The organism is Agrococcus terreus, from assembly GCF_014645235.1.
Classification (GTDB): Bacteria; Actinomycetota; Actinomycetes; order Actinomycetales; family Microbacteriaceae; genus Agrococcus; species Agrococcus terreus.
The window spans coordinates 177,745-204,557 of record NZ_BMLM01000002.1 but is presented as its reverse complement, the minus strand read 5'-3'; the positions used below and the strand labels follow the sequence as shown (position 1 = coordinate 204,557).

The following is a 26,813-nucleotide window of genomic DNA, read 5'->3' as shown; positions in this document are numbered from 1 at the left end:
CGCAGATCGAGGAGCCGACGGCCGGAGCGGCCGGTTACGGTGGCCCCATGGTCGTGCGCGCGGACGAGGTCGTGGCGTCGATGCGGATGCTCCTCACGGACCCCGAGCGCCGCTCGCACATCGCCTGGGTGTGGGGCGGAGCATCGGGCTCCAGCGCGATCGTCGTCTACCGATGGTTGCGCGAGCCGCAGCTGCTCGGGTTCGAGCGCGACGTCGAGGAGTACGCCACCCTCTTCGCTCCCATCGACTCCGACAGCATGGCGAGCATCCTCGCCGTGGAGATCGAGGAGCCGGGCGCGCGCGCCCGCACCGTGCCCGAGCACGTGGAGCGCGCGGTGCCCGCGCACCTGCGCGCGCTCGTGCGCTGGTCGATCTGAGCCCACTCGCGATGCGCGCCCGGGGCGCCGGATACCGTTGCCGCATGGCAGACGAGCGGACGCTGGGCGAGGCGGGCGAGCTGGAGGCGCTCGCGCGCATCCTCCCGCTGCTGCCCTCCGGCGAAGCGATCGTCGGCCCCGGCGACGACGCCGCCGTCGTGCCCGCGCCGGACGGCCGCTTCGTCGTCACCACCGACACGATGCTCGAGGGCGCCGACTTCCGGCTCGGCTGGTCGACGTGGCACGACCTCGGCTGGAAGGCCGTCGCCACCAACCTCATCGACGTCGCCGCGATGGGCGCCCGCCCCACCTCCCTCGTGGTCGCGCTCGCCGTGCCGCCCAGCACCCGGGTCGCCGACCTCGAGGCACTCGCGCAGGGCCTCGCGGACGGCGTCGCCGCGATGGCGCCCGGCTGCGGCGTCGTCGGCGGCGACCTCGGCACCGCGCCGCACGCGGTCATCGCCGTCACCGCCTTCGGCGACCTCGAGGGCCGCGATGCGGTGCTCCGCTCCGGCGCGCGCCCGGGTGACGAGGTGTGGGTGGTGGGCCGCCTCGGCCACGCAGGCGCGGGCCTCGCCCGGCTCTTCGCCGACGCCGTCGATGAGGACGGCGAGGCGGACGCCGACGCCGCCGCGCGGCTGCGGGAGGCCGACCCGCGCATCGACGCGCAGCTCGCACCGGTCTCGCCCGTCGCGGCGGGCGCGCGCCTCGCGCGGCTGGGCGCGACGGCGATGCTCGACGTGTCCGACGGCCTCGCGCTCGACGCCGCCCGCATCGCCCGCGCCTCCGGGGTGCGCATCACGCTCGACGCCGCCGCTGTCGCGTCTGCCGCCGAGGGCGCGCCGCTCGAGGCGGCCCTCCATGCCGGCGAGGACCACGCGCTGCTGCTCGCTGTGCCGCGCGGCACCGCGATGCCTGCCGAGCTGGGCGGCCACGCGGTGCGGCGCATCGGCGCCGTCGAGGCGGGGGACCCGTCGGTGCAGCTCTCCGGATCGCCGCTCCCGCCGCGCGGGTGGGACCCGTACCGCCGCGACCGCTAGCGGGCCGCGAGGTCGAGCGTCATGAAGGCGCTGCTCGGGTCGTCCCAGTAGTCGCCGAACGGCGGGCACGCGACGAAGCCGTGCTTCGCGTAGAGCGCCCGCGCCGGTGCGAAGAAGTCCTGCGCGCCGGTCTCGAGCGAGACGCGGCCGACGCCGCGCGCCGCCGCGTCGTCGAGCGCGTGCCGCAGCATCCGGCCGCCGACGCCCGCGCCGCGCAGCGCAGGGTCGGTGCGCATGCTCTTCAGCTCCTCGTGGCCGGGCGCCAGCGCCGCGAGCGCGACCGTGCCGACGATCGCTCCCTCGGCGCGCGCGACCCACAGCCGCACGCCCGGGCGCTGCAGCTCGGTCGCGTCGAGCGCGTGCTGGCTCTCGGGCGGCGCGGTGGGCGCCATGTCGTCGAGGTGCGCCTGCAGGAAGGCGAGGAGGGCGGGATCGGCGAAGTCGGCGTGCCCGATGCGCACGTCGGGCGCCGGGCGGGCCGCGCGCACGTCGGTCACGGCGCCGCCTCCGCCTCGGGCGCCGCCTCCGCGTCGGGCTCCGGCGCCGAGGCGTCGGCGAGCGTGCCGCGCGTGCCGAGGTAGAGCAGCGTCGTGTCGCCGTAGTCGCGCGAGCGCTCGAGCTCGAGGTCGCCCGGCAGCGCGACGGGCGCGGAGCGGCGGGACCGCTCGAGCACGACGGTCGCGGGATGCTCGAGCGCGGGCGCGAGCTCGGCGAGCGCGGCCTCGAGCTCGGCGTCGGGCAGGTCGTAGGGCGGGTCGAGGAAGACGAGGTCGAAGCGGCGGCCCGTGCGCTGCAGGTACTGGGCGACGCCGACCTGCTCGACGAGCGCCCGCGCGGCGCCCGCCTTCGCGACCGCCTCGGCGTTCCGCTCGGCGACCTTCGCGGCCGCCCGGTCGCGCTCGACGAGCACGACGGTCTCGGCGCCGCGGCTCGCCGCCTCGAGGCCGAGGGCCCCGGATCCGGCGTACAGGTCGAGCACGCGCGCCCCGTCGCAGAGGCTGCGGGCGTCGAGCGCGCCGAAGAGCGCCTCGCGCACGCGCTCGGAGGTCGGGCGGGTGCCGCGGAGCGGCACGTGCAGGCGGAGGCCGCCGGCGAGGCCGCCGATGATGCGCGTCATGCCCTCATCCTGGCATCCGCGCCGTCCCCGCCCGCCGCGGCGGCGGCGGCGCGCGTCAGCCGCCTCGCCTAGCCTGGGGGCGTGGCGACAGGAGCGACGAGCGGCGCCGCGCTGCCCGACGGCCTCGCGCGGCCGCTCGAGCGCATCCTGAAGAAGGCGCAGGCGACGAAGCTCGAGAAGGCCTTCGGCATGCGGACCGTCGGCGACCTCCTCTGGCACCTGCCCCGCCGCTACGCGAAGCGCGGCGAGCTCACGCCGCTCGCGAGCCTCGTGCCGGGCGAGCACGTGACGGTGGTCGCGGAGGTGCAGCGGGTCGAGACGCGCCAGCTCGCCGGCCGCGACGGCCGCGGCCGCCCGAAGACGCTCACGACCGTCACGATCACCGACGGCGACGACACGATCGACCTCGCCTTCTTCAGCCAGGCGTGGGTCACCGACACCCTCCACAAGGGCGTGACGGCGCTGTTCTCGGGCACGGTCGGCGTCTACCGCGACCGCCGGCAGCTCGCGCATCCGCTCTACGAGCCCTTCGACGAGGCCGAGGGCGGCGTCGACGCCGAGCAGTGGGCCGCGACGCCCATCCCCATCTACCCCGCCACCTCCGCCGTCTCGACGAAGCAGCTGCAGGCCGCCATCGGGCTCGCGCTCGACGCGCTCGGCGAGGTCGCCGACGCCGTGCCCGAGGCGGTGCGGCGCGAGCACGGCGTGCTGCCGCTCGCCGACGCGCTGCGCGCCGCGCACCGCCCCACTGAGGAGCAGGAGGCGTACCGGGCGCGGCACGCGCTCGCCTGGCACGAGGCGTTCCTGCTGCAGACGTACCTGCTCGCCACCCGCGACTGGTTCGACACCCTGCCCACGCAGCCGCGCGAGCCCGGCGCGCTGCTCGAGCGCTTCGACGCCGCGCTGCCGTGGCCGCTCACCGACGACCAGCGCGCCACGGGCGACGAGATCCTCGCCGACCTCGCCTCCGGCACCGCCATGCACCGGCTCGTGCAGGGCGAGGTGGGATCCGGCAAGACGGTCGTCGCGACGCGCGCGATGCTCGCGGTCGCCGAGACCGGCGGGCAGTCGGCGCTGCTCGCGCCCACCGAGGTGCTCGCGGTGCAGCACCTGCGCTCCATCACCCGAGCGCTCGGGCCCGAGCTCGCCGCCGAGCTGCGGCCGACGCTGCTCACCGGCCAGATGCCGGCCGCCGAGCGCAAGCGGGCGCTGCTGCGCATCGCCGCGGGCGAGGCGCGCATCGTCGTGGGCACGCACGCCCTGCTGTCGGAGCGCACGACCTTCGCCGAGCTCGCGCTCGTCGTCGTCGACGAGCAGCACCGCTTCGGCGTCGCGCAGCGCGAGGCGCTCCGCGCGAAGGGCGTCCACCCGCACACGCTCGTGCTCACCGCCACGCCCATCCCGCGCACCATCGCCATGACGGCCTTCGGCGACCTCGACGTCTCCACGATCCGCACCCTCCCCGCCGGCCGCAGCCCCATCCGCTCGTTCGTCGTCGACCGGCAGCAGGACCGCCAGCTGTTCCTGCGCGTGTGGGAGCGGATGGGTGAAGAGCTCGAGGCGGGCCGCCAGGCGTTCGTCGTGTGCCCCGCGATCTCGCCCGGCGAGCTCGAGGGCGTCGAGACGGAGGACGACGACGGCTCGCCCCGCCCGCCGGTCGACGACGTCGAGACCACCGTGCGCCGGCTCGCGCACGTGCCGGCGCTCGCGGGCCGCCGCATCGCCGCCCTCACCGGCGCGATGCCGACCGACGAGAAGGACGCGGTGATGCGCGCCGTCGCCGCCCGCGAGGTCGACGTCGTGGTCGCCACGACCGTCATCGAGGTGGGCGTCGACGTGCCGAACGCGACGATGATGGTCGTCCTGTCGGCCGACCGCTTCGGCGTCTCCCAGCTGCACCAGCTGCGCGGCCGCGTGGGCCGGGGCGAGCATCCGGGCCTCTGCATGCTCGTCACCGACGCCGATCCCCACTCGCCCGCCCGCGAGCGGCTCGATGCGGTGGCCTCGACGCTCGACGGCTTCGCGCTCGCGGAGGTCGACCTCGAGCAGCGCGGCGAGGGCGACGTGCTCGGCTCGGCGCAGTCGGGCGGGCGGAGCGGCCTGCGGGTGCTGCGCGTCGCGCGCGACGGCACGGCGATCGAGGCGGCGCGCGTCGCGGCCCGCGCGCTGCTCGACGACGACCCGACCCTCGAGCGCCACCCGGTCCTCCGGCTCGCGGTGCACGACCGGCTCGACCCGGACGCCCGCGCCGCGCTCGTCACCGCCTGACCGCCAGCGGGCGCCGCGAGGCTGCCCCCTGGTGCGGGCCGATAGGCTGGCTCCATGCCCCGCATCGCCGTCGTGCCCGGTTCGTTCGACCCCGTCACCCTGGGGCACCTGGACGTCATCCAGCGGGCGGCCCGCATCTTCGACGAGGTGCACGTCGTGGTCACGCACAACCCCGACAAGCACGCGTTCCTGCCGGTGCCCGAGCGCGAGGCGCTCATCGAGCGCTCGATCGAGGAGGCGCGCATCGACGGCGCGACCATCCGCATCGCCAACTGGTCGATGGGCCTGCTCGTCGACTACTGCCAGCAGGTGGGCGCCGAGGTGCTCGTGAAGGGCATCCGCTCCAGCACCGACCTGCAGTACGAGACGCCCATGTCGATCGTGAACCGCAACCTCGCGGGCGTCGAGACCATCTTCATGCTCCCTGACCCCGAGAACGCGCACGTCTCGTCGAGCCTCGTGCGCCAGGTGTCCGAGCTCGGCGGCGACATCAGCCCCTACGTGCCGCGCGCGGTCGCCACCTTCCTGCAGCAGCGATGACCGACCTCGCGCTCGTCGCCGTGCGGGGGATCGGCGAGATCCGCCCCGGCGACGACCTCGCGAGCATCCTCGCCGACGCGCTCGCGCCGCACGAGCCCGCCGACGGCGACATCGTCGTCGTCACGAGCAAGGTCGTGTCGAAGGCGGAGGGACGCGTGCGACCCGCCGAGGAGCGCGAGCAGGCGATCACCGACGAGTCGGTGCGGCTCGTCGCGAGCCGGGCGCACCCGGGCGGCATCACCCGCATCGTCGAGCACCGCACGGGCCTCGTGCTCGCGGCCGCGGGGGTCGACGCCTCGAACACCGACGAGGGCACGATCCTGCTCCTGCCGCTCGACTCCGACGCCTCGGCGCTCGCGATCGCGACGCACCTGCGGGAGCGCTTCGGCGCGCGGATCGGCGTGGTCGTCTCCGACACGCTCGGCCGCGCCTGGCGCAACGGCCAGACCGACGTCGCGATCGGCGCCGCGGGCATCCGGGTGCTCGAGCCGCTCGGCGGCACGCTCGACGCGGGCGGCCGCCCGCTGCTCGTCACCGCGCCCGCGGTCGCCGACGAGATCGCCGGCGCCGCCGACCTCGTCGCGGGCAAGGCCGACGGCGTGCCCGCGGTGCTCGTGCGCGGCCTCGGCCGCCACGTCGGGGATCTCACGGAGCCGGGTGCCAGCCGGCTCGTGCGACGCTCGGGGGACGACATGTTCCGGCTCGGCAGCGACGAGGCCTACCAGGCCGGCCGCATCGCGGGCAGGATCGAGGGGCTCGCCGAGGCAGGAGGACGCGATGGCGCTTGAGGGACAGACGGGGCTCGTGACCGCCGCGCCCGGCGCGACGGCCGTCGGCGACCGGATCGAGGAGGCCGTCGCGAGCGTCATCGCGGGCAAGCGCACCGAGATCCGCACCGTGCTCACCGTCCTGCTCGCCGAGGGCCACGTGCTGCTCGAGGACGTCCCCGGCGTCGGCAAGACGCAGCTCGCGCGCGCCTTCGCCGCCGCGATCGGCGGCACGGTGCGCCGCATCCAGTGCACGCCCGACCTGCTGCCGAGCGACATCACCGGCCTGTCGATGCTCGACCAGGCCACCGGCGAGCTGCGGTTCCAGCCCGGCCCCGTCTTCGCCAACATCGTCATCGCCGACGAGATCAACCGCGCCAGTCCCAAGACGCAGGCGGCGCTGCTCGAGTGCATGGCCGAGGGCCAGGTGACGGTCGACGGCATCACCCACCGCCTCCCGTCGCCGTTCCTCGTCGTCGCCACCCAGAACCCGGTCGACATGGAGGGCACGTTCGCGCTGCCCGAGGCGCAGCGCGACCGCTTCATGGCGCGGCTCGAGCTCGGCTATCCCGACCTCGACGCCGAGCTCGCGATGGTGCAGGCGCGCGAGACCGCGCAGCCGCTCGACGCGGTGCGGCCCGTCGCCGACGAGGCCGCGTTCCGCGCCGAGATCGAGGCCGCCCACGCGGTGCGGGCCCACGAGCTCGTCGAGCGCTACGCGGTGCGCATCTCGCGCGCCACCCGCGAGCACCCCGAGGTGCGGCTTGGCGCGAGCCCGCGCGCGACCCTCCAGCTCGTGCGCGCCGCGAAGGCGCGCGCCCACCTCGAGGGCCGCGACTGGCTCTCGCCCGACGACGTCAAGGCGCTCGCATCCGCCGTCCTGCCGCACCACCTCGTGCTCCACGACCCGCAGGCCCGGATCGAGGACGCGCAGCGCATCGTCGCGCACGCCCTCGCGCAGACCGTCGCCCCCGTCATGCGCTGATGGCCCTCCGGGAGCGACCGCGCGCGCGACCCACGGGCCGCGGGGTGGCGCTCGTCATCGCCGGCCTCGCGCTCGTGCTCGCCGCCTACTGGGAGCGGCAGGCGATGCTGCTCGTGCCCGCGGCGCTCTGCCTGGGCGTCGTGGCGCTCGGCGCCTGGTGGGCGCTCGAGCCGGCTGGCCGCGTGCGGCTGCGGCTCCCCGGCGTCGTGGAGGAGGGCGACGACCCGGCGATCGCGATCGCCGGCGACCGCCGCCACGCGCGCGCCCGCTGGACCACCTACGCACCCGGCAGCGGCCGCTCCGTGCTGCTCGAGGGCGAGCTCGACGACGACGGGCGCGCGGAGGTGCGGCTCGGCCCGCACGACCGCGGCCGCTGGCCGCTCGCGCCCGTCGAGGTGATCGCGCTCGACCCCTTCCGCGTCGTGCGCACCGTCCGCCGCGTCGAGCCGGGCGCGGCGCTCGTCGTCGGCCCGGAGACGGTGCCGATGCAGCCGAGCGCGCTGCGCTCGGACCGCGACTCGGGCCGCGAGGCGCGCTCGCGCACCGCCGACAGCGTCGACGCGATGGTGCGGGAGTGGCAGCCGGGCGACCCGCAGCGTCGCGTGCACTGGCGGCAGAGCGCGAAGCGCGGCCGGCTCATGGTGCGCCAGGAGTCGAACCCGGCCGTGGACGACCACGTCGTGCTCGTCGCCACCGCGGCCGCGCGCGGCCTCGGCAAGGAGGCGGAGGACCGGCTCGCGCGGGCCGCGTGCTCGATCGCGATGGCGCTCGCGGGCGGCGACCACGGCGTCCTCGTGCGCGAGACGGGCGAGCAGAGCATCGGCGTGCACGCGCCCGGGCCGATCGACTGGCGCCGCCGCGAGCAGGCGCTCGCCGCGTTCGCCTCGCTCGCCGCGCTGCCGGCGCGCGCCCCGGACGAGCGCGACCGCGACCGGGCGCTCCCCGCGCACGTCGTGGCGCTGCAGGAGTCGGCGCCCGAGCACTGGACGCTGCCGCCCGGCTCGACCCTGTGGCTCGTGGCCGAGCGCCCCGGCACCGGGCGCGCGGTGGCCGCGGGCTCCCGCGTGCGCGTGCGCCGCTGGATCGACCGCGCCGGACCCTCGCTGGAGCTCGCGTGAGCGCCCCCGCGCCGACCCGACCGGCCCCACCCGCGGCCTCCGACGCATCCCGCGCGGAGCAGCGCGCCGGCCGCCGCGCCGCGGGCCGCGAGCGCCGCCGCCGGCTCGACCGCGCCGGCGCCGTCGAGACGATCGCGCTCGCGCTCCTGCCGCTCGCGTGGCTGTGGGCGACGCGGTCGGTGATCGAGCCCGACTGGCTCGCGCAGGCGGGCTTCGCGGCGCTCGGCGTCGCCCTCGCCGCCTGGCTCGCCCGCCAGGTGCTGCCGACCTTCGCGGCCACGGTGGCAGCCGCCGTCGTGGGCCTCGTGATCGTGCTGGCGACCGCTGGGGCCGAGGAGGCCGTCCTCGGCGTCGTGCCGACCCCTGCGTCGTTCGAGCTCGCCATGGCGACCCTCGCCGACGGCGTCGAGGACATCGCCTGGGCGCTGCAGACGCCCATCCCGGCCGAGGGACCGGTGCTCGCCGCGGTCGTGGCCGCGGCGGTCGTGCTCGCGCTGCACGTCGACCTGCTCGGCCACGCGCTGCGTGTGCCGGCGGTCGCGATCCTCTTCGCCGCCGCGCCGGCCGCGCTGCCGCTCGCCTTCCGCATCGACGCGCCCACGTGGGACCTCGTGCCCGGCGCGATCGCCTCGGCGCTCGTGCTCGCCGCGCCCGCCATCGACGAGCGGCTCGACCTCGGCCGTGGCGCGCTCCGCGCCGTCGCCCTCGTCGTCGCCGCGGCGGCCGCCGCATCCGTCCTGCCGCTCGTGGCGCCGAGCCCGCGCGAGATCGCGCTCGACCTGCCCACGGTCGACGACCTCTTCCGCCCCGTCACGCCCGTGCTGCGCACCGACATCGACCTCGGCGACGAGCTGCGGCGCCCCGAGGCCCGCCCGGTCTTCACCTACTCGACGACCGACGGCCAGCCGATCGCCACGCGGCTCATGACGCTGCCGCTCGCGGGCGACGAGGGGTTCGTGTCGGTGCCGCCGGAGGCGGCGCTGCCCGACATCCTCGTCGAGGGCGCCGAGACCGGCGCCCCCATGCAGATGACGATCCGGATGTCGGACGTGCGGGCCGAGAGCCTGCCGGTGCCGGACCGCGCGACCGGCGCGCAGGTGCCCGAGGGCGCTACGTGGGACACCGCGAACGACGCGCTCCGGCTCGAGGACGGCACCGAGACCGCCGGGCTGGAGTACGAGGCGAGCGGCTCGCGCTTCGACGACCTCGAGGCGCTGCCGGTGGGGACGGGGTCGACGGACCACGGCGCCGAGCTGCGCCTGCCCGACGCCGCCGGCGACATCGCGGCGCGGGGCGCGGCGCTCGTCGACGAGGGCATGGATGCGCGCGACCGGGTGCTCGCCGTGCGCGGGTTCATGACCGACGGGCTGTGGAACTACTCCGAGCAGCTCGACCTGCCCGGCTTCGCGGGCGCGGGCGGCGACGGCTGGGGCGCGCTCGAGGGATTCCTCGAGACGCGCAGCGGCTACTGCGTGCACTACGCGAGCGCGACGACCGCGCTCCTGCGCGGCGCGGGCGTCGCATCCCGCGTCGTCGTGGGGTTCCTGCCCGGCGACGAGATCTCCGGCGGCTGGGCCGTGTCGACCAACGAGATGCACGCGTGGGCGGAGGCGTGGGTCGACGGCGCCGGATGGGTGCGCGTCGAGACGACGCCCGGCGCGGGCACGGGCAGCGTCAGCCCCGACGGCGCCGAGGTGACGCCGAGCGCCACCCCGACGCCGACGCCCGACGAGAGCGAGGCGCCGACGCCCACGCCGACGCCCGACGCATCCGACCCCGCCGAGCCGACGCCGAGCGCATCCGTCGGCCCGAGCCCGGATGCGAGCGGCGGCCCGGGTGTCGGGCCGGGGGTGCGGATCGACCCCGAGGCGGTGCTGTCGCTGCTCGCGGGGCTCGGCGTCATCGCGCTGCTGCTCCTGCCGTGGGGGCTGCGCACGGCGCTGCGGGCGCTGCGGCTGCGGCGCGGGCCGCCCGGCGCCTGGGACGAGCTGCGCGCGACGCTCGCCGACCTCGGCGTGCGGCTGCCCGCATCCGCCACCGCCGGCGACGTGGCCGAGGCCATCGAGCGCCGCACGGGAGAGCCGCTCACGCCCGCCGCCGAGCGGGTCAAGCTCGCCGCCGAGCGCGCGGCCTTCGACGACGGGCCGCGCGAGCGCGCGCACGACGGCGACGTGCAGGGCGTGCGCGAGGCGCTGCTCGACACCGCGCCGCCCTGGCGGCGGGCGCTCGTGCTGCTGCTCCCGCCGTCGCTGCTCGGCGTCGTCGCGCGCGACCGCGACGACGAGGGCTGAGCGGGGGCGGGCGCGCCGCCGCCTCGGCGCCGAGCGTGCTGTGGTCACGAAGCGCCCTCATCCGGCCGCTCGGAGGGCCGTTCGTGACCGCACCCCTCCGCCGAGGCGGGGGAGTGCAGCGCGGTCGGGAGGGCACCCGCGCCGTCGTAGGCTGGTGCGCATGCGCTGGACCGTCGTGCTCCCCGTCAAGGGTCAGTCCGGCAAGTCGCGCCTCGACGCGGGCGACGCGCGCGCCGCGCTCGCCGTCGCCTTCGCGCGCGACGCCATCGCCGCATCCGTCGCCTGCCCCGCGGTCGAGCGCGTCGTGGTCGTCACCGGCGACGAGACCGTCGCCGCCACCGAGGGCGTGGAGGTCGTCGCCGACCCGGGCGCGGGCCTGCATGCGGCGATCCAGGCCGGCATCGCCGTCGTCGCGCCGGGCGCGCCCGCCGCGGTCGTGCTCGCCGACCTCCCGGCGCTCACGCCGGAGGCGCTCGACGATGCGCTGGCGCTCGCGGCCGAGCAGCCGCGCTCCTACGTGGCCGACGCGATCTCGACCGGCACGACGCTGCTCGCGGCGCGGCGGGCGGATGCGCTGCGGCCGCGGTTCGGCGAGGGCTCGGCCGAGCGGCACCGCGCGGAGGGCCACGTCGAGCTGCCGGTGCCTGTGAGCTCGGGCCTCCGGGTCGACGTCGACGAGCTCGCCGACCTGCACCTCGCGCTCGACCTCGGCGTCGGCGTCCACACGCGCGCCGTGCTCGACGGCGCCCGCGCGACCGACGCGGCCTGACCGCGGCGTTCCCGCCCGCGACCATCCGTGCGGTCGCGGGCGGGCAGGTCAGGGCTGGCGGTCGTGCTGCACGGCCTGGGGCTGGAACTCCAGGGCCGGCGCCTCTCGCTGCGTCGGCATCGAGTAGGGCGCGGCGTTGCTCAGCACCTGGCCGTCCTGCGAGCCGACGGTCGTGACGGTGGCCACGTCGAGGTTGATGATGTCGCCCGCCCACACCTCCTGCTGCAGTCGGAACAGGTCGGCGTCGCCGTCGCCGCGGCGCACGGCGTTGAGCAGCCCGAGGTAGCCCGGGTAGTCGATGCAGAAGCGCTGCGAGACGGCGTGCATGGTGTCGCCCGCCGCGGCTCGGTAGGCGATTGGCCGGCCGTCGTCGTCGACGGCCACGTCGCCGGTCGCGAAGGTCATGCGTCCGCGATCGCGGAGCGCGACGTAGAGGTACCCGCCCAGGCCATTGCTGCCGCTCGCGGGCGCGAGCGTCGGCAGCCCCTCGCAGCCGTCGACCGTGTTCTCCTTGACCGCGCCGCCGGGCACGCGGTACCAGGTGCCGGGGCCGTAGAGGTCGTCCTGCGCGACAGTGAAGCCGGGCTCACGGGCTGCGCCCGGCTCCTCGTCCGCGTGGGGCTCGGCCGTGCCCTCCGCTTCGTCGAGGCCGTCGGCGCCCATCGGCCGCGGGTCCTCGGTGCCGGAGACGGGCCCTGCCGCGGGGTCGGTGGCGTCGGCGAAGTGCTCGGCGGGCGTGCACCCCGCGAGCGCCACGGCTACGGAGACTGCGGCGGCTGTGGTTGCGACGGCGCGGAAGCGGAACATGTGTCCATGCTGGCATCCCGCCGCCACGGAACGCGAGTCGTCCTCATCATCCGGAGTGTCGGTACGCGCCTGAGGGCGCGCGACGCCAGACGTCAGCGGATGCGCGCCGCCAGTGCGAGCGCGTCGCGCGCCACCTGCGCGGCCGGCCCGCCGGGGGTGAGCCACAGCGGCGCCGCCGCCGCCCGGATGCCGGCCGCCTCGAGGGCGGGCACCGCATCCGCATCCTCGTCGGCGACGAGCCAGCCGTCGAGCACGCCGCCCGCCGAGCGCGCGCCGTGGTGCAGACCGACCGCCAGCGCGTCGGGCGCCACGTCGATCGCGGCGAGGCACGCAGCCGCCATGCCGCGCACCGCGCGCCCGCCGATGATGGGGGAGACGCCGACCACGGGCGCCGCCGTCGTGGCGAGCGCGTCGCGCACGCCGGGCACGCCGAGGATCGTGCCGATCGAGACGACCGGGTTCGAGGGCGCGACGAGCACGACGTCGGCGTCGGCGATCGCCGCGCGCGCCTCGGCCGTGATGCGGGCCCGCTCGACGCCGTGCTGCACGAAGCGGTGCGCGGGCAGCTGCGCGCGCGTGCGCACCCACCACTCCTCGAAGTGCAGCACGCCCTCGTCGGTGACGACGTGCGTGGGCACCTCGTCGTCGGTCACGGGCAGCAGGCGCGCGCCGAGCGGCCACCGCGCCGAGAGGCGCGCGGTCGCCTCGGTGAGCGTCGCGCCGTCGCGCAGCATCGCGGTGCGGGCGAGGTGGGTGCCGAGGTCGAGGTCGCCGAGGGTGAACCACGGCCAGCCGACGCCGTAGGCGGTCAGCTCGGCAGCGACGCGCTCGCTCTCGCCCGCCCGGCCCCAGCCGCGCTCGGTGTCGCCGACGCCGGCGAGCGCGTAGAGCAGCGAGTCGAGGTCCGGGCACACCTTCACGCCCGCGAGCCACACGTCGTCGCCGACGTTCGCGACGATCGCGACGTCGGCGTCCGGCGCCGCCTCGCGCAGGCCCAGCGCGAAGCGTGCGCCGCCGACGCCTCCGGCGAGCACGGCGATGCGCCGCGGGGCGGCGTCGGCTCCGACGGGTGCGGCCGCGGGCGAGGCGGCGGATGCGGCTACGTCGGTCATGCGGGGTCCTCCAGGCGGCGGTAGCGGATGGCGACGCCGCCCGGCGCCGCGTCGATCTCGGCCTCGACGCCGTACGCGGCGCGGATGCGCGCGGGGCTCAGCACCGCATCCGGCGCCCCCTCCGCCGCGACGCGGCCGCCGTCGAGCAGCACGACGCGGTCGGCGTGCGTCGCAGCGAGCGCGAGGTCGTGGAGCGTCATGACGACCGGGATGTCGGCCGCGAGCCGGCGCACGAGCGCGAGCAGCTCGAGCTGCCAGGCGACGTCGAGGTGGTTCGTGGGCTCGTCGAGCAGCAGCAGCCGCGGCTGCTGCGCGAGCGCGCGGGCGAGGTGCACGCGCTGCAGCTCGCCGCCCGAGAGCTCGCCGAGCCGGCGGTCGGCGAGCGTTGCGGCGCCCGCGTCGCCGAGCGCGGCGTCGACGATCGCGTCGTCGCCGATCGAGAAGCCCAGCAGGCGGTGGTGCGGGGTGCGGCCGAGCCGCACCGCCTCGCGCGCGGTGAGCTGCGGCGGGACCTCGGTCGACTGCTCCACGAGCGCGACGCGGCGCGCCCGCTCGCGGGCGGGCAGCGCGTCGAGCCGCTCGCCGTCGAGCAGCACGGCGCCGGAGGCGCGGGCGCGATCGGGGACGAGGCCGGCGACGGCGCGCAGGGTCGTCGACTTGCCGGCGCCGTTCGGGCCCACGAGCGCCGTGATCGCGCCCGACGGCGCCGACCAGGAGGCCGCGTCGACGAGCGCGCGGCTGCCGGCGACGACCGAGAGCGCGTCGACCGCGAGCCCGTGCATCTCGGCCTCCGCCCCCCTCACGCGCGCACCCGCCCGGTGAGCATGAGCGCCGCGAACGCGGGCGCGCCGAGCAGCGCCGTGACGATGCCGACGGGCAGCTCGCGCGGGTCGAAGGCGGCGCGCGCGACGGTGTCGGCGACGAGCAGCACGAGCGCGCCGGCGAGCGCGGCGACCGGCAGGAGCCGCGCGTGGCCGGCGCCGACGAGCAGGCGGGCGGCGTGCGGCACGACGAGGCCGACGAAGCCGATCGCGCCGGAGACCGACACGAGCGCACCCGTCACGAGCGCGCACGCGACGAGGAGCATCCACCGGGTGCGCCGCACGTCGACGCCGAGCGCGCCTGCCGCCGAGTCGCCGAGGGCGAGCGCGTCGAGCGCGCGGCCGCTCGCGAGCAGCGGCAGCGCCAGCGCGAGCCCCGCGAGCGCGATCGGCGCGGTCTGCCACGAGGCGCCCGCGAGCGAGCCCAGCAGCCAGGCGAGGATCTCGCGGTAGGCGTCGCCGTCCGCGCGCCAGAACAGCACGAGGCTGACGACCGCCGAGGCGGCGGCCGCGACGACGACGCCCGAGAGCACGGTGCGCGTGGGCGTGGCGCCGCCCGCCGCGGCGGCGAGGCCCAGGGTGGCGAGCAGTGCCAGCAGCCCGCCCGCGAACGCGGCGAGCGGCAGCACGAGCGCGAGCCCCGAGACGAGCACGAGCACCGCGCCGACGGAGGCGCCCGACGAGACGCCGAGCAGGTACGGGTCGGCGAGGGGGTTGCGCACGAGCGCCTGCATGACCACGCCGACGACCGCGAGGCCGGCGCCGACCGCGCAGGCGGCGAGGATGCGGGGCAGCCGCAGGTCGACGACGATCGCGTCGCCGATCGGATCGAGCGGGCTCGTGCCGCCGACGGTGCGCGCCGCGATCGCGCCGAGCGCGTCGGCCGGGGCTACCCCCGCGGCGCCGACGCAGGCCGCGATGAGCGCGGCGGCGAGGAGCAGCGCGGCGAGCGCCGCGAGCGGCCAGCGGGCGCGGCGCCGTGCCGGCCGCGGCGGGGCGGCTGTCGCGGGCGGGGGAGCGAGCCTCGTCATCGGTCGACCCACCGGCTCACCCGAGGTCCCGCACCGCATCCGCGACGAGCTGGGCCGCCTCGACCGAGCCGACCCCGGCCTCCGCCATCGGGAACGGCACGACGATCACGCGCTCCTCCCGCACGGCCCGCAGCTGCGCGGTCGCGGGGTTGGCGCGGAGCCGCTCGAGCTTCGACTCGGCGGAGTGCCACGCGGCGTCGACGAGCACGATGACGTCGGGATCGGCGGCCGCGACGGCCTCCCAGGACATCGTCGTCCAGGCCTCGTCGACGTCGGCGGCGACGTTCGAGAGCCCGGCGGTCCCGAGCACGAGCGCGGGGGCGCCGGAGCCGCCGCCCACGTACGGCGCGTCCTCGCCGGAGGAGTACCAGAGCGCGGTCGGCGCACCCTCGACCGGCTCGATGCCGTCAAGCGCGGCGCGCTGCTCGGCGGCGAGCGCGGCGCCCGCCTCGGGCACGCCGAGCGCGGCGCCCGCCTGCTCGAGCTCGCCGAGCAGGGCGTCCCACGTGAGCGGCGCGACGTCGGTCGAGCGGCACGCCGCGGGGGAGACCCAGGTGGTGATGCCGAGCGCGTGGAGGCTCGCGCGATCGCCCGCCGCCTCGGGCGCGAACGCCGACTCCCAGCCCGCGACGACCGCGTCCGGCTCGAGCGCGAGGAGCGCCTCGCGGCCCGGCATGCCCTCGATCGTGGGGGCGGCGGCGACGGCGGCGTCCTCGGGCTCGGCGTCGAGGAAGGCGGTCGAGACGAGCGCGTCGCCGAGGCCGAGGGCCGCGACGAGCTCGGCGGCGGTCGACTTCACGGCCACGATCCGCTCGGCCGGCTCGGCGCGCGGGGCGACCTCGATGCCGCAGTCGACGATCGGCGCGGTGCCGGGCGCTGCGCCGTCGCGGGCGGCGGGCGTCGCGGTGGGCGCGACGGCCGAGCAGCCGGCGAGGGCGACGACGAGGGCGGATGCGGCGAGCGCGATCGGGGTGCGGAGCACGGGGCCTCCTGGGCATGCTGGCGCGAACGGTGAGCGGGTCCGCGCGCGGAGTGATGCCCGGCGCGCTCCGATCCTACGCCCGCGCGCCTCCGTGCCCGCTCGCTCCCGCCCTCCCGGTGGATGCACGCTCGCTGGTCGAGGGGGCCGCGCCACTCCCCGCCGGTCGCCCCTCCCGCTGGTCGAGGAGCGCGCGGCCGCAGGCCGCACGCGTCTCGAGACCACCGCGCGGCGGCCGGCGCCGCTCAGCCCGCGGCGGGCCGCCCGACGAGCGCCAGGTACTCCGCGATCACGGCCTCGATCGACGCGGGCGCCTCGATGCCGAGCCCCGCGGCCCGCCGCGCGTCGAACGTCGCCGGCCAGGTCGAGACGATCGCCGCGATCGCCGGATCGACCTCCACGTCGACGAGGTCCGACAGCGGCTCGCCGGCCAGGCGGTCGAGCGTCTCGAGCATCGCGCGGGGCGTGGTCGTCAGCCCAGGCAGCACGACGGCGGTCGGCGAGCCCCAGGTCGCGTCGTCGGCCGTCGCGGCGCGCACGAGCGCGTCGACGGTCGCGCCGGGCGAGGAGAGCGAGATCGGCGTGTCGAGCTCGACCGGGCACACGGCCCGCACGCCCGCCACGGGCTCCCGCACGATCCCCGAGACGAAGCTCGACGCGGCGGCGTTCGGTGCGCCGGGTCGCACGGCGACGGTCTGCAGGCGCACCTGCCGCGCGCGCAGCAGGCCGCGGCGGGCGTAGTCGGCGACGAGCAGCTCGGCCATGAGCTTCTGCGTGCCGTAGCTGGACTGCGGGCGGGCGATCGTGTCGTCGGCGATGACGTCGGCCATGCCGAGCTCCGGGTCGCGCCCGAACACGGCGAGGGTGCTCGTGAAGACGAGCGTCGCCGGCTCGGCGCGGCCGTCGCGCTGCGCGCGGAGCAGGTCGAGCAGCGCGCGGGTGTCGTCGAGGTTCGTGCGCATGCCGAGGTCGAGGTCGGCCTCGGCGGCGCCGCTGACGACGCCCGCGAGGTGCAGCACGAGGTCGACCTCGCCGATCTCGTCGAGGCGGTCGCCGATCGGGCCCACGAGGGCGCGGACGCGCTCGTCGGCGAGCAGCTCCGGCCGGGGCTCGGCGATGTCGAGCAGCGTGAGGGCGTCGACGGCGACGGGCGAGCCGTCGGCGAGGATGCGGTGGGCGAGCTGGGTGCCGACGAAGCCGGCTCCGCCGGTGATGAGGACGCGCATGCCCCCATCCTGCCCTGTCAGACATCCGTCGTGGCTCGCGGGTGCGGGTGCCTCATCGCCGTGCCGTGCTTGGATCGAGGCATGAGCATCCACCTCCTGGGCGGCGGCTGGGCCGACGACGAGTCGCGCTGGACCGGCCGCTTCGTCGACGAGGCGCGCGAGCGCGCCGGCGGGCCGCCCACGATCGCCGTCGTCCTCTGGGCCGAGACCGAGGCCGCGGGCGCGAGCTGGCACGACGACTACCGCGACGACCTCGGCAAGCTCGGCGCGGGCGAGGTGCGCATCGTGCAGCTCACGACCGAGCGCACCCTGCTGCCCACCGACCTCGGCGGCGCCGACGGCATCTTCGTCGGCGGCGGCCTCACCCCCGGCTACCACGCGGCCGTCATGCCAGCGGCCGACACCATCCGAGGGCTCGTCTCGACCGGCGTGCCCTACGCGGGCTTCTCGGCCGGCGCCATGATCGCCGGTGACGTGGCGCTGCTCGGCGGCTGGCGGATCGGCGGCGTGCCGGTGACGCAGCAGGCGAGCGGCGAGGGCCTCGACGAGGTGACCCTCGACGCCGGCCTCGGCCTCGTCGACCTCGTCGTCGACGTCCACGTGGCGCAGTACGGCAACCTCGGCCGCGTCGTCGCGATCGCGTCGGCGGGCCTCGCCGACCGGCTCGTCGGCATCGACGAGAACACCTCGCTCATCGTCGGTCCCGGCGGGCTCGAGGTCGCGGGCGACGGCAACGTCTGGACGGCGGCGCTCGACGGCGACCGCGTCTCGGTCGGCGTGCTCGCGGCGAGCGGCGGCGACGCCGCTGAGGCCGCCGGCTCCTGACACCGACCTTCGACCCGTGCCTCCTTCCTCCGCGCCCTCGCCGCTCGACGGCCTGGGCGCCGGCTGGGCGGAGGCGCTCGAGGCCGTCGCCCCCGAGCTCGAGGCGCTCCGGGCGCGGCTCGCCGAGGAGGCCACGGCCGGGCGCGCCTGGCTGCCGGCGCCCGAGCACGTGCTGCGCGCGCTCGAGCAGCCGCTCGACGCGGTCCGGGTGCTCGTCGTCGGCCAGGATCCGTACCCGACGCCGGGGCATCCGATCGGCCTCGCCTTCGCCGTCGACCGGCGCGTCCGGCCCGTGCCGCGCTCGCTCCAGAACCTCTACCGCGAGCTCCAGGACGACCTGGGGCTGCGCCCCGCGGGGCACGGCGACCTGAGCGCGTGGACCGACCAGGGCGTGCTGCTGCTCAACCGCGTGCTCACGGTGCGCGCGGGCGAGGCCGGCTCGCACCGGGGATGGGGATGGGAGGCCGTGACCGAGGCCGCGATCCGCGCCCTCGTCGCGCGCCGCGACGCCGACGGCGCGCCCGTGCCGCTCGTCGCGATCCTGTGGGGCGCGCAGGCGCAGTCTCTCGCGCCGCTGCTCGAGGGCGCGCCGGGCGTCGCCGTGCTCGCCTCCGCGCATCCCTCGCCGCTCTCGGCGCGTCGCGGGTTCTTCGGCTCCCGGCCGTTCTCGCGCGCCAACGCCGCGCTCGAGGCCATGGGTGCGCGGCCGGTCGACTGGGCCATCCGCGACGATCCGGAGGCCCGCGCGCTGCTCGACGTGGGAGCATGACCGCATGCTGCCCGAGGAGTACGAGCGCAGGCGGGTCCTGCCCCAGCACCTCCGGGCGCCCGCGCACCGCGAGCCCGACTTCGCCTGGTCGATCCGGCCGGCCGTCGCGGGCGACCTCCCGGCGGTCCGCGACATCTACAAGCACTACGTGCTGAACTCCACCGTCACGTTCGACGAGCGGCCGAAGACCCTCGGCCAGTGGCGCCGCACGCTGCGCGAGGCCGGCGAGCTGCAGCTGCCGTTCCTCGTCGCCGAGAGCGCGACGGGCACGGTCGTCGGCTACGCGATCGCGCAGCCGTGGAAGCAGCGCGCCGCCTACCGCCACACGGTCGAGTCGTCGGTCTACCTCGCGCCGGCGGCCGCGGGCCGCGGCCTCGGCAAGGCACTCATGGTCGCGCTCATGGACGCCACGCGCGAGCGGAAGGTGCGCGAGATGATCGCGGTCATCGCCGACCAGGGGGCGGATCCGTCGATCGCCCTCCATCGCCGGCTCGGCTTCGAGGAGATCGGCCGGATGGGCCGCGTCGGCGTGAAGTTCGGCCGCGAGCTCGGCATCGTGCTCATGCAGGCCTCGCTGCGCAAGCGGCGATGACCGACGGCACCCCGCCGAAGGGCCCCGTCGGATCGCTCAGCGACCGCTGAGGCGCTCCACAGCGCGCCTCCGTCATCCGTCCGCACCGCGGGAGGATCGTGGATCCCGCGGCAGCGGCGCCGCGCCGCCCCGCAGGAGGTGGCGCCATGAGCACCGAGCAGAGGAAGCGCGCCGGGTCCGACCGGCCCGCCGACGACACCGCGCGTCGCGCGGCTGCCCTCGACGACACCGTCGAGGCGGGACCCGACGGCCTCGCACGGCCGAGCCCCGCCGCACGCCTGCGCGGCGCGCTCGTCAGCCCCGTCGGCGGCCCGTCGACGCTGCGGCTCCCGGATGCCGCGGCCGCCGGCATCGGCCTCGCCATCGGCGTCGTCCTGGGCCTGTCGCTCGGGCTCGCGTTCTCGCCGGATGCGAGGGGCCTCGCGATCGGCGCCGGCTACGGCCTCGCGCTCGGGATGGTGGCGGCAGCCGCGGCGATCGCCGCGCGAGTCGCGACCCGGCACGAGCTCGGCCCGACGACCGCCGGGGCGGCCGCGACGATCGCGGCCACGGTCGCGGCGGCGGTCGTGTTCGGCCTCACGCAGCTCTCGCTCGAGATGGCGGCCGTCGGGGCGGCGCTCGGGATGCTCGTGGGCGTCGTCGCGGTGGTCGTCGCGCTCGTGCCGCGCCGGGCCGTGCCGCATGCGCGCCACGCGGCCGAGCACGTGCGGCGGTCGAACCGGCCGCGGCCGATGGGACACGCCTGAGGGCGCGTCGACCGCGACCGGCGGGCTCGGCGCCGGCGCGTGTCGGTGCGCGGTGGCACCATGGCCTCGTGACCGACTACGAGGCGTGGCGCGCATCCCGCGAGGCCGCCGATGCGCAGGCCGCGGCGATGGCCGCGGGCGACGACGTGCGCGCGACGGTCACCGACCTCGGGCCGGGCTTCTGGATGGTGTCGATCGCGGGCGCCACGCGCGGCTTCATCACGCAGGTGGAGGTGCGGGGCGAGCTGCGCTTCGAGGCGCGGCTGCGGCACATGAACCCCGGCCAGGGCACGCGCATCGGCGAGTACTGGGAGTTCGAGCGCGCGATCGCGGCGATCGTCGCCGAGCCGCCGCCCTTCGTCGGGCGCGACCCGTTCCGCGAGCTCACGAACTACGCCTCGCGCGACCAGATGCGCGAGCGCACCGAGCGCAAGCGGCTGCAGCGCCGCGCCGGCCGCTACCTCGGCTGACAGCCGCGCCTGCCAGGCTGGAGGCATGACCGCCATCCACGCGCTCGGCGCGCTCGAGCTCTGGCGCCTCCTGCACGCGCGCCAGCTGAGCGCCGTCGAGGTCGCCGAGCACCAGCTCGACCGCATCGGCCGCCTCGACGAGGCGAACGCGTTCGTGCACGTCGACGCCGAGCTCGCGCTCGAGCGCGCCCGCGCCGCCGACGCCGCCGTCGACCGCACGGGCCTCCTGCACGGCGTGCCCTTCGCCGACAAGCACCTCGTCGCCCGCGCCGGGCAGCCCGCCGACGGCGCCTCGCGCGCCTTCGCGGGTCGCATCGCCGAGGCCACCGACCCGGTCGCCGCCGTGCTCGACGCCGCGGGCGGCGTCACGCTCGGGCGCACGGCCGCGCCGGAGCTCGGCTTCGCCGGCTACACGCGCTCCGCGCTCCACGGCACCACGACGCTGCCCGGCTTCCCGCACCTCCATGCGGGCGGCTCGTCCGGCGGCGCGGCCGCCGCGGTCGCGCAGGGGCTCGTGCCGTTCGCGCCCGGCTCCGACGGCGGCGGCTCCATCCGCATCCCCGCCGCCACGTGCGGCCTCGTGGGCCTGAAGCCCACGCGCGGCCGCATCCCCGCCCAGGGCGGCGTCGGCCAGGTGGGCGGGCTCGTCACGGCGGGTCCGATCGCCCGTTCGGTGATCGACGCCGGGCTCCTCGCCGACGCGCTCATCGGCCGCGTCAACGGCCGCGTGCCGCACGGCACCGTGCTGCGCTCGCCCGAGCACGACGACGGCTCGCTGCTCGCCGCCGCGGTGCGCGGCGAGGGCCGCTTCCGCGTCGCGGTGCTCACCGGCGGCACCCCCTGGGACGAGGTCGCCGACATCCGCATCGCGCCCGAGGCGACGGATGCGGTGGCGCGCACGATCGCCGAGCTCGAGGCCGCGGGCCACGAGGTGGGCGAGGTGGCGCTGCCGGACGCGACGGGCTACGCGGCCGCGTTCACGGCGCTGTGGCAGGGCGGGGCGGCCACCGTGCCGCTCGAGCGCGAGGAGCGGCACCTGCTCGAGCCGCTCGCGCGCTGGATCGTCGACGCGAGCGACGGCCTCGGCGCCGGCGGGCTCGCCCGCGCCCAGCTGTGGGCGACCGACTTCGAGCGGCGGGTGCTCGCCGCGTTCGCCCCGTGGGATGCGGTGCTCACGCCCGCGACGGCGCTCACGCCCCGGCCGCTCGAGTGGTATCCGATCGAGGACGGCGCGGCCGACTTCCACGCGCAGGTGCTGCACACGCCGCACACCTCGTTCGTCAACCTGACGGGCCTCCCGGCGATCGCATTGCCCGTCCACCGGACCGCCGATGGCCTGCCGATGGGCGTGCAGCTCATCGGGCGCCCCGGCGAGGAGGCGACGCTCCTGTCGATCGGCCGCCAGCTCGAGCGCCGCATCCCGTGGGAGCGCCGCGTCGTCGACCGCATGCGGGCGTAGCCGCGCCCGCCTCTCCGCCGGTCGAGCCGCTGCGCGCCCGCAGGCCGCTCAGCGAGTCGAGACCACAGTGTGGCTGGCCGTCCGGGGTGGTCTCGAGACGCGGCCGTGCTGCGCACGGCAGCTCCTCGACCAGCGGGAGGACCAGCGGGGGAGGGGACGTCTCGGAGGCCCGTGTGCTTGGCTCGACGCATGCCGATCGACCGCTTCACCCCGGCCGTCGCCGACCTCCACGCGCTCGCGATCGCGCTCGACGCCTGGCAGCGCGACGACGCGCCCCTGCAGCTCCACGCGGGCGACCTCGGCTGGCACGCCCGCCTCGGCGCCGAGACGACCGCCGCGGCCCTGCGCGTCTGGCGGCGCGACGAGCGCCCCATCGCCGTCGGCCTCCTGGACGGCCCTGGCCTCGTCCGGCTCGGCATCGCGCCCGAGGCGCACGACGACGCCGAGCTCGCCGCCCGCATCGCCGACGACGTCCACGACCCGGGCGCGGGCGTCCTCCCCGAGGGGCCGGCGGCCGTCGAGGCGCGCGGCGCCCACGCGCTCCTCGCCGCCCTCGTCGAGCGCGGCTGGACCGAGGACGAGCCGTGGGTGCCGCTGGTGCGTGACCTCGACGCCGAGGTCGAGCCGCACGGCCTCCGCATCGAGGTCGTCGGGCCGGAGGCCGATGCGGCCGTGCGCGATGCGCGCGACGCGGTTGTCGCCGCGTCGTTCGGCGCGCCGAGCGGCCGCGCCGAGCGATGGGTCGCCCTCGAGTCGAGCCCCGTCGCCGCGCGCGCCCACAGCCTGCTCGGGTACGACGACGCGGGGGAGCCGGTCGCCGCGGTCACCGTGTGGAGCGCGGGCCACGGCCGCCTCGGCATCCTCGAGCCCATGGGCGTCGACCCCGCCCACCGCGGCCGCGGCCACGGGCGCGCCATCTGCCTCGCGGCCGCCGCCGCGCTGCAGGAGCTCGGCGCATCCGCCGCAGCGGTCGCCACCCCGAGCGACAACGAGGGGGCGGTCGCGGCCTACCGCTCCGCGGGCTTCGTCGCCGGTCCGGCGTCGCGCGACCTGCTCCGCCCCTGACCGCCTCCGGCGACTGCGACTGCGACTGCGGCTACGGCCGCGGCGGCCGCGTCGCGGGCCGCGGCAGGTAGCCGCCCTCGACGAGCCCCGCCTCGATCTCGAAGCGGTTGCGCAGCGCGTCCTGCCCGGCCGCGAGGTACATCGGGATGAACCACAGCCCGTAGCGCTCCCACTGGCGCCGGTGGACGTCCTCGTGCCCGAGCACCGCGGGGCTCGTCATGTCGTGCGTGAGGAAGGTCGCGCCGATCGTCGTGCCGCCGCGACCGAACGCCCACGACGGCAGGCCGGTGACGACCCAGAGCTCGCCCTCGCGCCGCTCCTGGCCGCCGAGCATCCGCCCCCACGCGCGCGCCGCGACGGTCGCGAACCGGTGCCCTGCTCGGGCGACCGGAGGGGCGGTGAGGGCGGCGAGGGCGGGCGCCTGCAGGTCGCGGCCCAGCGCGCCGAGCAGCCGCCCCGCGGCGGCGAGCGGCGACGATCCGGTCATGCCGCCGACGATACCCGCCGGATACGCTGGTGCCATGCGCCCCGAGCCGATCGGCCTGCCCCACGAGGCGCCGCTGCGGATCGCGATGGTGTCGATGCACACCTCGCCCGCCGAGCGACCCGGCAAGGGCGACGCCGGCGGCCTCAACGTGCTCGTGCTCGAGAGCGCGCGGGCGCTCGCCGCGCGCGGCCACCAGGTCGACCTCTTCACCCGATCCGCCGGCGCCCCGCACGCCGAGTCGGTGGCGCCCGGCGTCGCGCTCTACGCGCTCGAGACGGGTGGCGGCGTCGTGCGCAAGCACGACCTGCCCAACCACGCCGACGCCTTCGGCGAGGAGCTGCGCCGGGCCGCGGAGGCCGCCTCCGCCCCCTACGACGTGCTCCACGCGCACTACTGGCTCTCGGGCCTCGCCGCGCTGCCGGTGTCGCTCGCGCTCGGCGTGCCGATCGTGCAGACCTTCCACACGCTCGCCGAGGAGAAGAACCGCACCCTCGCCGACGGCGACCGGCCCGAGCCCGAGCGGCGCATCTTCACCGAGCGCTACCTCGCGCACGAGGTCGACGCGATCGCGGCCGTCTCGCGCGCCGAGGTCGACGTGCTCTGCGACGGGGTCGGCGCCGCGGCCGAGCGCGTGTGGCTCGTGCCGCCGGCGGTCGACACCGCGCTGTTCCAGCCCGCCCCGGTCGACGCGCGGCACGAGGTGCGCGCCCGCCTCGGCGTGCACCCCGAGGACCGGCTCGTCGTCTGCGTCGGCCGCGTGCAGCCGCTCAAGGGCCAGGACCTCGCGGTGCGGATGCTGCAGCACCTGCCGGGCGCGGTGCTCGTGCTCGCGGGCGACGCGACGCCCGGCGCCGAGCGCTACCTCGACTCCCTCCACGACATCGCGCGCGACACCGGCGTCGCCGGGCGCGTGCGCCACATCGGCAGTCTCGACCGGCCCGCCCTCGCGCAGCTGCTCGACGCCGCCGATGTCGTCGTCGTGCCGAGCCGCACCGAGTCGTTCGGGCTCGTGCCGCTCGAGGCCGCGGCGACGGGCACGCCGGTGGTCGCGTCGCGCGTCGGCGGGCTCATGGAGTCGGTGGTCGACGGCGAGACGGGCGTGCTCGTCGACGGGCGCGACCCGTTCGAGTGGGCGGAGGCGGTGGGCGGCATCCTCGACGACGAGGACCGGCGGCTCGAGCTGGGCCTCGCCGGCCGCCGCACGGCCGCGCGTCGCGACTGGCAGGACGTCGCGCTCGAGCTCGAGGGCGTCTACCGCTCGGTGCTCGCGGCGCACCCCGCCCGCTGACTCCGTCCGCGTCCTGGTCTCGACCGGCCAGCTGGTAGGGCATCGAGCTGACGGCGATGCCCTATCAAGGAGCCGGTTGAGACCAGGTGCCGCCGGGCGGAGGCGGTCAGTCGCCGCGGAAGGCGACGGGCGTGCCCGTGAGGTACGACTCGGCGGCGCGGCGCGCGTCGGCCGTGGAGGCGAGGCGGCGGGTCTCGGGCACGAGCGCGGCGGCCGCGTCGGAGACGTCCGGCAGCGCGGCGCGGGCGGCGGCGAGCGTCGCCTGCACCGCGAGCGGCGCCTGCGCCGCGATCCGCTCGGCGAGCTCGGTCGCCCGCGCGAGCTCGGTGCCCGTCGGCACGACCTCCTGCACGAGCCCGATGCGCAGCGCCTCCGCGGCGTCGAAGCGGTCGCCCGTGAGCATCCAGCGCATCGCGTCGCCCCAGCCGAGCCGGGGGAGGCGGATGGTCGCGCCGCCGAAGGGCAGGATGCCGCGCGCCACCTCGAGCTGTGCGAAGGCCGTCGACTCGGCCGCGACGACGACGTCGCTCGCGAGCGCGAGCTCGACGCCGAGCGTGAGGCACGTGCCCTGCACGGCGAGCACCACGGGCTTCGACACGGGCGGCGTCTGCACGCCCCACGGGTCGAGGCCGCCCTCCGGCACCACCTGCAGCGTGCCCGCGGCGAGCTTCGGCGCGACGTCGCCCAGGTCGAGGCCTCCGGTGAAGTGGTCGCCGCGCGCGTGCACGAGGCCGACCCGCAGGTCCCGATCGCGGTCGAGCTCGCCGTAGGCGAGCGCGAGCTCCTGCAGCATCCGCTCGTCGGCGGCGTTGCGCTTGTCGACGCGGTCGAGGGCGATGACGAGGACGGGGCCGCGGCGCTCGAGGGCGACGCGGGGCGTGGGCTGGTCGGTCATGCCTGCACGCTAGCCCCGGCACGCCGAGAGGGGGCGGACCTTCGTCCGCCCCCTCCAACGCGAGCCGCCGGCAGCGCCGCGCGGCTCGTCGACGACCTCAGCGGTCGACGACCTCCGCATCCACGGCGTCGCCCTGGCCCTGGCCCTGGCCCTGCTGCCCCTGGCCCGCGCCGAGCGCGCCCTGCTGCTGACCGGCGCCCAGCTGGCCGCCGCCGTGCTTGAGCGCGGCGAGGCGCGCCTCGATCTCGGTCTCGCGGCCGACGTCCTCGAGCGCCTCGAACTGCGCGTCGAGCGACGAGGCGGCGAGCTCCTGCTGGCCCATGACCCGCGCCTCCTCGCGGCGGATCTTGTCCTCGAAGCGGCCGATCTCGCTCGTCGGGTCCATGATGTCGATCGACTTCACCGCGTCGTGCACCTGCGACTGCGCCTCGGCGACCTTCGCGCGGGCGATGAGCTCGGAGCGCTTCGACTTCAGCTGGTCGAGCTTGCCCTTCATCGTCTCGAGGCCCTGCTTGAGCTTGTCGACGACCTCGTTCTGCGACTGGATGGACGGCTCGGCCGAGCGCGCCTCCTGCTCCGACTGCATCTGCTTGCCGATGGCGACCTTGGCGAGGTTGTCGAACTTCGCGGCGTCGGGAGAGCCCGCGCTGCGCAGCTCGTCGGCGCGCTGGCTCGCGGCGAGGGCCTTGCGGCCCCAGTCCTCGGCGGCCCGCACGTCCTCCTGGTAGTCCTGCTCCTGGAGGCGCAGGTTGCCGATGGTCTGGGCGATGGCGGCCTCGGCCTCGGCGATCGAGTTCGTGTAGTCGCGCACCATCTGGTCGAGCATCTTCTGCGGGTCCTCGGCCTGGTCGAGGAGCGCGTTGATGTTGGCCTTCGCGAGCTGCGCGATGCGGCCGAGGATGGACTGCTTGGACATCGGGATGCCTTCCTGGTCGATGGCCGGGTGCCGGCCGGTGTCATGGTGCCTGT

General features: G+C 77.1%; 28 protein-coding genes. 17 read left to right on the top strand and 11 right to left on the bottom strand.

What is annotated here, in order from left to right; genetic code table 11:
- Positions 1 to 47: 47 nt before the first annotated feature.
- Positions 48 to 377 carry a hypothetical protein gene (locus tag IEW90_RS10805; RefSeq protein WP_188718300.1) on the top strand — a complete coding sequence of 110 codons (330 nt, stop codon included), beginning with the start codon at positions 48 to 50 and terminating at the stop codon, positions 375 to 377.
- A gap of 44 nt (positions 378 to 421) precedes the next feature.
- A complete protein-coding gene (gene thiL, locus IEW90_RS10800) occupies positions 422 to 1,417 on the top strand; it encodes a thiamine-phosphate kinase (protein ID WP_188718299.1) in 996 nt (331 codons plus the stop codon).
- Here the strand turns inward: thiL and IEW90_RS10795 are convergent.
- On the bottom strand, positions 1,414 to 1,914 hold the full coding sequence (locus IEW90_RS10795) for a GNAT family N-acetyltransferase (protein WP_229679638.1): 501 nt from the start codon (positions 1,912 to 1,914) through the stop codon (positions 1,414 to 1,416). The two genes, thiL and IEW90_RS10795, sit on opposite strands and share 4 nt — an antisense overlap.
- Entirely contained in the window at positions 1,911 to 2,534 is a 624-nt protein-coding gene (rsmD, locus tag IEW90_RS10790) for a 16S rRNA (guanine(966)-N(2))-methyltransferase RsmD (RefSeq protein ID WP_188718298.1), read from the bottom strand. The genes IEW90_RS10795 and rsmD overlap by 4 nt, the downstream gene beginning before the upstream one ends.
- 81 nt (positions 2,535 to 2,615) lie before the next feature.
- Here rsmD and IEW90_RS10785 point away from each other — a divergent pair, with 81 nt between their 5' ends.
- The 7 genes from IEW90_RS10785 to cofC all read left to right on the top strand — a co-directional run bounded on the left by IEW90_RS10785 (position 2,616) and on the right by cofC (position 11,272).
- On the top strand, positions 2,616 to 4,802 hold the full coding sequence (locus tag IEW90_RS10785; RefSeq protein ID WP_308421878.1) for an ATP-dependent DNA helicase RecG: 2,187 nt from the start codon (positions 2,616 to 2,618) through the stop codon (positions 4,800 to 4,802).
- Positions 4,803 to 4,856: 54 nt separating this feature from the next.
- Positions 4,857 to 5,342: a pantetheine-phosphate adenylyltransferase gene (gene coaD, locus IEW90_RS10780; protein ID WP_188718297.1), complete on the top strand. Its 486-nt coding sequence runs from the start codon at positions 4,857 to 4,859 to the stop codon at positions 5,340 to 5,342.
- Positions 5,339 to 6,130: a coenzyme F420-0:L-glutamate ligase gene (cofE, locus tag IEW90_RS10775; RefSeq protein ID WP_188718296.1), complete on the top strand. Its 792-nt coding sequence runs from the start codon at positions 5,339 to 5,341 to the stop codon at positions 6,128 to 6,130. Before coaD ends, cofE begins: the two co-directional genes overlap by 4 nt.
- Positions 6,120 to 7,094, top strand: a complete 975-nt coding sequence (locus tag IEW90_RS10770; RefSeq protein ID WP_188718295.1) for an AAA family ATPase — start codon at positions 6,120 to 6,122, stop codon at positions 7,092 to 7,094. The genes cofE and IEW90_RS10770 overlap by 11 nt, the downstream gene beginning before the upstream one ends.
- Entirely contained in the window at positions 7,094 to 8,212 is a 1,119-nt protein-coding gene (locus IEW90_RS10765) for a DUF58 domain-containing protein (RefSeq protein WP_188718294.1), read from the top strand. The genes IEW90_RS10770 and IEW90_RS10765 overlap by 1 nt, the downstream gene beginning before the upstream one ends.
- Complete coding sequence (locus tag IEW90_RS10760) at positions 8,209 to 10,503, top strand: transglutaminase-like domain-containing protein (protein WP_188718293.1); 2,295 nt, start codon at positions 8,209 to 8,211, stop codon at positions 10,501 to 10,503. Before IEW90_RS10765 ends, IEW90_RS10760 begins: the two co-directional genes overlap by 4 nt.
- A 160-nt stretch (positions 10,504 to 10,663) precedes the next feature.
- Positions 10,664 to 11,272 carry a 2-phospho-L-lactate guanylyltransferase gene (gene cofC / locus IEW90_RS10755; protein WP_188718292.1) on the top strand — a complete coding sequence of 203 codons (609 nt, stop codon included), beginning with the start codon at positions 10,664 to 10,666 and terminating at the stop codon, positions 11,270 to 11,272.
- Positions 11,273 to 11,320: 48 nt separating this feature from the next.
- On the opposite strand, the gene IEW90_RS10750 is transcribed toward cofC, so the two are convergent.
- The 6 genes from IEW90_RS10750 to denD all read right to left on the bottom strand — a co-directional run bounded on the left by IEW90_RS10750 (position 11,321) and on the right by denD (position 17,248).
- Positions 11,321 to 12,028, bottom strand: a complete 708-nt coding sequence (locus IEW90_RS10750; RefSeq protein ID WP_188718291.1) for a hypothetical protein — start codon at positions 12,026 to 12,028, stop codon at positions 11,321 to 11,323.
- A gap of 143 nt (positions 12,029 to 12,171) precedes the next feature.
- Positions 12,172 to 13,191, bottom strand: coding sequence for a 2-phospho-L-lactate transferase (gene cofD / locus IEW90_RS10745; RefSeq protein ID WP_188718290.1), 1,020 nt, complete (start codon positions 13,189 to 13,191; stop codon positions 12,172 to 12,174).
- Positions 13,188 to 13,994 (bottom strand): ABC transporter ATP-binding protein, encoded by an 807-nt coding sequence (locus IEW90_RS10740; protein WP_229679637.1) that lies wholly within the window; start codon positions 13,992 to 13,994, stop codon positions 13,188 to 13,190. Before IEW90_RS10740 ends, cofD begins: the two co-directional genes overlap by 4 nt.
- Positions 13,991 to 15,043 carry an iron chelate uptake ABC transporter family permease subunit gene (locus tag IEW90_RS10735; RefSeq protein WP_188718288.1) on the bottom strand — a complete coding sequence of 351 codons (1,053 nt, stop codon included), beginning with the start codon at positions 15,041 to 15,043 and terminating at the stop codon, positions 13,991 to 13,993. The genes IEW90_RS10740 and IEW90_RS10735 overlap by 4 nt, the downstream gene beginning before the upstream one ends.
- A gap of 16 nt (positions 15,044 to 15,059) precedes the next feature.
- Complete coding sequence (locus tag IEW90_RS10730) at positions 15,060 to 16,025, bottom strand: ABC transporter substrate-binding protein (protein ID WP_188718287.1); 966 nt, start codon at positions 16,023 to 16,025, stop codon at positions 15,060 to 15,062.
- Between the two features lie 242 nt (positions 16,026 to 16,267).
- Entirely contained in the window at positions 16,268 to 17,248 is a 981-nt protein-coding gene (gene denD, locus IEW90_RS10725) for a D-erythronate dehydrogenase (protein WP_188718286.1), read from the bottom strand.
- Positions 17,249 to 17,329: 81 nt separating this feature from the next.
- On the opposite strand from denD, the gene IEW90_RS10720 reads away from it, so the two are divergent.
- The 7 genes from IEW90_RS10720 (at position 17,330) to IEW90_RS10690 (ending at position 23,174) form a co-directional block, all read left to right on the top strand.
- Entirely contained in the window at positions 17,330 to 18,073 is a 744-nt protein-coding gene (locus IEW90_RS10720; RefSeq protein ID WP_188718285.1) for a Type 1 glutamine amidotransferase-like domain-containing protein, read from the top strand.
- A 16-nt stretch (positions 18,074 to 18,089) separates the two neighbouring features.
- Positions 18,090 to 18,842, top strand: a complete 753-nt coding sequence (locus IEW90_RS10715; RefSeq protein WP_188718284.1) for a uracil-DNA glycosylase — start codon at positions 18,090 to 18,092, stop codon at positions 18,840 to 18,842.
- Positions 18,843 to 18,846: 4 nt separating this feature from the next.
- On the top strand, positions 18,847 to 19,434 hold the full coding sequence (locus IEW90_RS10710; RefSeq protein ID WP_188718283.1) for a GNAT family N-acetyltransferase: 588 nt from the start codon (positions 18,847 to 18,849) through the stop codon (positions 19,432 to 19,434).
- Between the two features lie 146 nt (positions 19,435 to 19,580).
- Complete coding sequence (locus IEW90_RS10705; protein ID WP_188718282.1) at positions 19,581 to 20,180, top strand: hypothetical protein; 600 nt, start codon at positions 19,581 to 19,583, stop codon at positions 20,178 to 20,180.
- 68 nt (positions 20,181 to 20,248) lie between these two features.
- Positions 20,249 to 20,650, top strand: a complete 402-nt coding sequence (locus tag IEW90_RS10700; RefSeq protein WP_188718281.1) for a hypothetical protein — start codon at positions 20,249 to 20,251, stop codon at positions 20,648 to 20,650.
- Between the two features lie 25 nt (positions 20,651 to 20,675).
- Positions 20,676 to 22,109: an amidase gene (locus IEW90_RS10695; protein WP_188718280.1), complete on the top strand. Its 1,434-nt coding sequence runs from the start codon at positions 20,676 to 20,678 to the stop codon at positions 22,107 to 22,109.
- A gap of 189 nt (positions 22,110 to 22,298) precedes the next feature.
- Entirely contained in the window at positions 22,299 to 23,174 is an 876-nt protein-coding gene (locus IEW90_RS10690; protein WP_188718279.1) for a GNAT family N-acetyltransferase, read from the top strand.
- Between the two features lie 31 nt (positions 23,175 to 23,205).
- Here IEW90_RS10690 and IEW90_RS10685 read toward each other — a convergent pair whose 3' ends face one another.
- Complete coding sequence (locus IEW90_RS10685) at positions 23,206 to 23,661, bottom strand: hypothetical protein (protein WP_229679636.1); 456 nt, start codon at positions 23,659 to 23,661, stop codon at positions 23,206 to 23,208.
- Between the two features lie 34 nt (positions 23,662 to 23,695).
- On the opposite strand from IEW90_RS10685, the gene IEW90_RS10680 reads away from it, so the two are divergent.
- The gene (locus tag IEW90_RS10680) at positions 23,696 to 24,949 is read left to right on the top strand and encodes a glycosyltransferase (RefSeq protein WP_188718278.1); all 1,254 of its coding nucleotides are present in this window, start codon (positions 23,696 to 23,698) and stop codon (positions 24,947 to 24,949) included.
- A gap of 106 nt (positions 24,950 to 25,055) precedes the next feature.
- On the opposite strand, the gene IEW90_RS10675 is transcribed toward IEW90_RS10680, so the two are convergent.
- Complete coding sequence (locus tag IEW90_RS10675) at positions 25,056 to 25,844, bottom strand: crotonase/enoyl-CoA hydratase family protein (protein ID WP_188718277.1); 789 nt, start codon at positions 25,842 to 25,844, stop codon at positions 25,056 to 25,058.
- Between the two features lie 97 nt (positions 25,845 to 25,941).
- The gene (locus IEW90_RS10670; RefSeq protein ID WP_188718276.1) at positions 25,942 to 26,760 is read right to left on the bottom strand and encodes a PspA/IM30 family protein; all 819 of its coding nucleotides are present in this window, start codon (positions 26,758 to 26,760) and stop codon (positions 25,942 to 25,944) included.
- Positions 26,761 to 26,813 lie beyond the last annotated feature (53 nt).